Origin of the sequence: Petrotoga sp. HWHPT.55.6.3, assembly GCF_002895495.1 — a bacterium.
GTDB classification, from domain to species: domain Bacteria; phylum Thermotogota; class Thermotogae; order Petrotogales; family Petrotogaceae; genus Petrotoga; species Petrotoga mobilis.
The window spans coordinates 22043-28654 of the sequence record NZ_AZRJ01000055.1 but is presented as its reverse complement, the minus strand read 5'-3'; the positions used below and the strand labels follow the sequence as shown (position 1 = coordinate 28654).

Annotated in this window: 4 protein-coding genes; 2 read left to right on the top strand and 2 right to left on the bottom strand. The window is 33.7% G+C overall.

Going from position 1 to position 6612, the window contains the following annotated elements:
• Positions 1–132: 132 nt before the first annotated feature.
• Together X926_RS10040 and X926_RS10035 are read right to left on the bottom strand one after the other, a co-directional pair.
• Positions 133–1386, bottom strand: a complete 1254-nt coding sequence (locus tag X926_RS10040) for an extracellular solute-binding protein (RefSeq protein WP_103066023.1) — start codon at positions 1384–1386, stop codon at positions 133–135.
• A gap of 98 nt (positions 1387–1484) precedes the next feature.
• Positions 1485–2480, bottom strand: coding sequence for a LacI family DNA-binding transcriptional regulator (locus tag X926_RS10035; protein ID WP_103066022.1), 996 nt, complete (start codon positions 2478–2480; stop codon positions 1485–1487).
• A gap of 392 nt (positions 2481–2872) precedes the next feature.
• On the opposite strand from X926_RS10035, the gene X926_RS10030 reads away from it, so the two are divergent.
• The gene (locus tag X926_RS10030) at positions 2873–4219 is read left to right on the top strand and encodes a hypothetical protein (protein ID WP_103066021.1); all 1347 of its coding nucleotides are present in this window, start codon (positions 2873–2875) and stop codon (positions 4217–4219) included.
• A gap of 75 nt (positions 4220–4294) precedes the next feature.
• Positions 4295–6529, top strand: coding sequence for a hypothetical protein (locus X926_RS10025; protein WP_103066020.1), 2235 nt, complete (start codon positions 4295–4297; stop codon positions 6527–6529).
• Positions 6530–6612: the final 83 nt, after the last annotated feature.

Below are 6612 nucleotides of genomic sequence, written 5' to 3'. Positions count from 1 at the left end.
ACTGTCAAACTCAGGAAAAGGATAACCCCAAAATATTGCCGCATAAATTAAATATATTGAAGAAATACCAAAGCCTTTCCTTGCTTCTTTTTTTGCTAACCCTATTTTTTTACTCATTGTTTTAACCTTCCCTTACCAGAGGATTCTGTTTATAGCCTTAATTGCATCATCCAAAGCTTCTTGAACATCTTTGGTGCCATGCATTAAAGGTTCAATCAATTCAACAGTCATGATATCTTGTACGTCAACAGTTGTTGTAATTGGTGCGGGAGGAACAGCATAAGGGACATATTTGGCATATTCAGCTGCTAAAGGATTTGTCTCCCAAAAATCAGCAAATATTTCATTAGTTAATAAGTCTTCTCTTGCTGGTGGCATTTTGGTATATTCTAACCATTTCGAATCGAAATCTTCTCTCGAGAATACCCATTTAACAAATTCCCAAGCTTCTTCCAAGTTTTTTGTAGTATTAAAAATTACAAGCCCTTTTGCATCAGCAAAAGTATAAATCGGTTGATCACTTGGATAATTGTCAGGAACTGGTGGCGGTGTAATAACAATATCATCAACGACGTCTGGATACTGATTCTCGGCATAAGCGATGCTCCAAGGACCCATCAATGTTCCAGCAATAGCTCCGTTATAAAATGGATCAGAACCTAAATCTACAGCAGTCCATTGGTTATCAAACATTGTTTTGATAAACTGAGCTACTTCTTGACCAACTTCGTCGTTGAATGTTGCTCTCATCCTATCAGTATCTATATATGATTTTCCTTGACCTGCTGCATAGTAATACGTAATAAAGTCAAACCATCTATCCCACCAATTTCTTCCTGCAATTACTTGGATGGAATATCGTTCCATGGGTACCACAAAGTTTTTAGAAAATTCGTAGATCTCTGAGTACGTTCTTGGGGGATTATCAAAGCCGGCATCTTTCAATAAAGAATCTCTCCACCACATCAGAACAGGGTTTGAATAAATAGGTATAACATATGCATTACCGTTTATTTCCCAGCCTTCTATGATACTTCCCATCTTTCTTGTTTCAACAAGTTCATCGAAACCTTCTAATTCACTTAAAGCTACTAATTGGCCTATATCCGCTAATTGTGCAGCAAATCCTGAAAAGATGTTGGTGGAAATATCTGGGGCTCTTCCCGAAGCTATAGCTGTTAGGATAGCTTCTTCTGAGCTTCCTGCTGCAGGAATGGTAGACCACTCGATATCAATTTCAGGATGTAAAGTTTCATATTCAGCAACGACTTCCTTCCAAAACATTTCTTGCTGAGGATTAGGAGCGGTCCAAAAAACGAGTTTTGTCTGGGAAAAGGCAAAAACCGTCAACAATAACACAATAAACACCACTGTGAACTTTTTCATACTGACCATACCTCCTTTGAATTGGGTTACTACCCAATAATTATTTATAATTTTTTAAAATAAGTCATTATATTTCTTATATTGCTTGATCACTATTCCTAATTCTTAGCTCTTATCGTACTATCCCTTTCGATAAAGGTGGTGAATAACGAGATCATTGCTGGATGAGGATTCTTTTCATTGATCAAATCTATTAGTCTATTTAAAGCGATATTCCCCATCTCAAACTTGAAAACTTTTACCGTTGACAGTTTAGGTTCAGAAACCGAAGAAGAAATAATATCGTCAAATCCAATTAGTTGAATATCTTTTGGGACATGAATTTTTTTCTTTTTTAAAAAATTTAAAATTATTAAAGCTATAACATCATTTGAAGCAAAAATTACATTAGGTTTTTTGGATAAAGTTAGATTTAATGCATATAATATACCTTCTGGAGTTTCGTCACACTCGAATGTTTGAGGCAGCAATCCAAATTCAGTCATCGCTGCCGTGTATCCTTCAAATCTATTTCTAAATCCCCAATATGTAAGTGGACCGTGAATATGTACAATTTTTTTATATCCACGTGAGATCATTTGTTTTATTGTATAATAGGCGCCGTCAAAGCCGTTTGAGATTACGGAATCAACTTTTAAAGCAGGAATGTAATTATCTACAAGTACCTTTGGTAAATCTGAATTTTCGACTAACTTAGGTAGACGGTCTCCTCCCATTATCAGCAAGCCATCTAAATCTTCCAGTAATTTTCTGTTTCCATTATCAAAGGTTTGCAATTTTATTTGGATATTGTTTTCTTTTGCTAAACTTTCTATTCCCGCTAAAACAGTTGTATAGAACTCTCTTATACCAAATGAGTCATTTCCTTTGAGAATTTTGTCTATCCTTTTACTAATGACTAAACCAATGTTATAAGAACTTTTTTTGTTGGCTAAATTCCGAGCTATTCCCGAGGGTTTATAATCTAATTCTTCGATAGCTCGTAAAACTTTTTCTTTAGTTTTTTCCGAAACATTGTCTTTTGAATTCAAAACTCTTGATACTGAGGCTATCGATACACCAGCTAATTTTGCTACATCATCTATTGTTGACATTTAGTAATACCTCCATTTTGTAAGCGCTTACAAAAAAATTATAACAGTATACATAAAGAAAGTCAAACTTGATTATAGCTAAATAAAGTCAATTAATGGCAATTATTCTCGATTATTTCAAAAAATCTTCTTTTTTCTAAGAGTTGATATTCGAAAAAATACTTTAAGAAAATCAAAAAATAAGAAAATAGGAGATTTCAACTGATAAAAGACCCTAATTGTTTCTAATTACGTATAAACGGTTATAACCGACTTTGCATAGATTTTTTTGAGGTGTTATAATTATCAATGAGATTGTAAGCGCTTACATAACGAAAAAGCAAAAAGTTTGTTTGGTTTATAGTATCCCAATAAAAATATTTTTATGAAAAATGAAAGGAGGAGGAACAAAAGTGAAAAAAGCGAGAATCTTTGTAACTTTGGTGACGGTTCTTCTTGTAACCTTCACTCTTTTTGCAGAGGAAAAGGTGTTAAAAGTTTCTACCGAGCAAATGACAAGCCTTGATGTTCCTTTTGTGGTAAGTTTTTCTGAGTTGTTGGATTTTGTTGGATATGATTTCGATGCGAACTGGAATTCTATCAGAATAAAAGATTCGAAAGGAAAAGATCTTCCTTATCAGATTGTGGATGTTGATCAAAACGGAAGAATTTCTTCGCCAGATTTTCTCCTATTTGTGTTTAAGAATGAAGCCAATATCGTTGTCTCGGATGATTGGGATTTGGACTTACTTCAATTTGAACCAGCTTTCACAATTGAGGAAAAAGACGGAGAATACAATGTAGTAAACAAAAATTTTACGGTCAAGGTAAATAACCACGGATTAGCAAATTTTACTAAATTTGGCAACGTGGAAGGAATTTTGTACAATGAACTTGGGACAGCAAGAATTGCGGGGTGGTCAGGTAGCACATACTATGTAGACGGGAAGTTAGGCAAACACGTTGAAACAACATCTATGGGATTAACAGTGAAGGATTTAAAAGTTTTTGATCCAGGGCCTGTTGCTGTAACTGTTCAGGCAGTACTTTCCTATGAAGAGCTCCCTGGTCTCACACAAAAGATAACCACATATATTTTTAAAACTGGGGATGTGCTAGTGGAAAATGAATTTTCTTTCTCCAATTACGTTGATATAATGAAATTACAAGTTATGGCTACAGCACCTTTAACTACCGTTGATGATGGTTCTTTACATATCACTCCTATGTTTAGAAGAGTGATTTGGGCAGAACAATTAGGAATAACCCCATATGAATATTGGAAGGAAAGAGGTGCAGTAGAAATAGTTGATGAAAATGCTTATGTAGTTTTTCCAGCAATTGATTCAATGAAACCTTTATGGTGGGGAGCGACATATGCCTTTGTTTCTATGGAAGATTGGAGAGCAAACTTTTCAGAGAAATATGGTTTGATAGCCGCAGAAATATTACCACAAACATCCGTTGTTTATTCAGACCTTAAAAAATTTGTTTATAATGATTTTTGGTTTTATGAAAGTAGAGAATTTAGAGATGGGATATTTAGATGGATCCCAGGAGAGTTGAATAATTATGAAGCTACAAAAGGCACTTTTGAGGGAACTAATGAAGCTGATTGGATGATGAAATTCAAAGCTGGAGACGAAGTAACTTATACGAGATATTTCTCAATTTATTCTGCAAAGAACACTGTAGAAGCTATAAAATTGCTTGAAGGAAGGGCACATGAGATACAAAATTTAAAACTTATTGTTCAGTAAATCTTTTATTTCTGCAGCATTTATAAATGCTGCAGAAATATTTTGTTTTTATAAAGTTTAGAGGGAGGAACGCATATGAATTGGAGGAAATTCTTCATGTTTTCTTTTATTTTTTTATCTGTAATTTCCTTTGGTGTACCGGAGATAAATCTTAGCCATCTTGAATTTTTAAGGGACGAATTCATAATAGAAAGCGAGACAAAAATCGGTTATTGGATATATGCTGAAAAATTCGGAGATACATATGTTCACACAGAGGCAAAAGGCGAAGGAGTAACTTGTGTAGATGATGTAGCGAGGGTTGCAGTATTGTATACAGAACTTTATAAACTTTATCCCAACGAATTTTACCTTCAAAGAGCAAAAGAAGCTTTAGATTTTGTGATGGCACTTCAAGATTCTGATGGAGATTTCTATAACTTTATTTTTGAGGATGGTAGTATTAATAAGCAAGGAGTAACAAGTAGAAAATCGGCAAATTGGTGGGCGGCAAGAGGATTTTGGGCTATCTCAAATGCCTTAGAAGTCTTTAATGAGGATCGAGATTTTCAAAAGAAATTAGAAAATTCTGCCAAATTAGCGTATAGTTTTTTATCAAGGAGCTTGGATGAAAATTACTTTTTGAATAAAAATTCAGATGTTTCTTCCGTTTTCCTTTTAGGTGTGATTGAATATTACAAATATACAGGGGATGAAAGTGTAAAAGAATTGGCTATAAAAATTGGAGATTCAATTCTTAATACACAGATAAAAGAAGGATTGTTGAAGGGGGCATTCAACGAAGGAACAGATTACCAATTATGGCATAGTTGGGGTAGTAGACAAGGAGAGGCTCTGATTGAACTGTACAGAATAACAGGAAATACTAAATATTTAGATTCTGCAATCTCTTTAGCAGATGAATTCTATCCAGTATTGCTTTCTTTAGGTCCGGTTTATGAAATAGGAAAATATATAAAAATGTATCCTCAGATAGCTTATGCAGTCGAACCAATAATTTCGACTTTAGTGAAATTGTATTCAGTTACCCAGGAAGAAAAATATGCCTACATTGCCGCCTTGTTCGGAGGGTTTTTTGAAAGGAACAATCATTTAGCTTCTCCGATGTATGGACCAAACGGTGAAGGTTATGATTCTTTACATTCTATATATATAAACAGCAATGCCGGTGCTGAATCGACAATATGTGCTTTGCTAAGTTTAGTAAGGTTAAAAACCTTACCTTCCCAGGTTCAACCATTAACTTCGTCTAAAATAATTGGCGGTCGAGAGACTCTATTGTTTGAATCTGAGAAAATGGATGCGGGCATTTATTATTTTGAATTGGACAATACCAATAATATTCGCATTAAGACCGAAGAAAGCATAAGGATAAGACAAAAAATTGAGAATTTTTATCCTGGAGAGTATGAAGTTTATATAGCCGGGTCTTTTGATTCTAACACCCACGTTAAAGCTTCTTCTGGAGATAATTCAATAGATAAAAACTTAGATTCAAATGATGGTATTATGTACATTGGGGACTTAAATATGGAAGAAAATCAAATTATTTTGTACTTAAAACCTGAAAATGGTTTTATTTACGTTGATCAAGTTATTTTAAAACCAGTAGATCCCGCTTTTATATTTGAATTCGACCAATCTTATTATGAATTCTCTAAAGGAAAAATTGAAAAAACAACTTATGAAGCAGCAACAGAAGAAAGTTTATATACTCAAACCGCTGAAGTTGAAGGTATTTTTATTAACAATAGCTTTTTATTGGATATAGAAGAGTTATTTAACAACGATGGCATAGTAAGTTTCTCCGAAAGAAAATCTGGTAATTTTGATAACTACGATGGAATAATAGGAGCAAAATACCCAGTAGAGGAACTTATAAAACATTTAACGAATAATATGTTCTTTTATGAAAAAGAAAATGTTTATTTTAAATTTAAGATTGATGGAAACGATAACCTAATACTAACTTCTCAGGTTATAAATCTAAAAGATATAGAAAAAACTTTTGATTATATGTATATTGTAGGAGCGAGCGACCATGGAAATTATACAGGTAAAATATTAATCCTTTACCAAGATGGATCAAGTCAAGAGGTGGACATTGCCTTCTCCGATTGGTGCCAATCTCCAATCTATGGTGAAACGGTTCTTTTGGAGTTCGGTTATAGATACGATAGCTTAGGAATAACAGAAAATATAAATCCACAAATGTACATGTTGAAGATTCCTTTAAAATCTGTACCTGTGCAATCTATCTTTTTGCCTCAAATTCCAACGATGCATATCTTTGCCATATCTTTAAAGTGAATTCGATTTAAGAGTCCAGTTAAGTTTTTTTAAAATAGAAAGATGAAACTCATTAATGAATAATCGATTCTTATTCAAGAAAA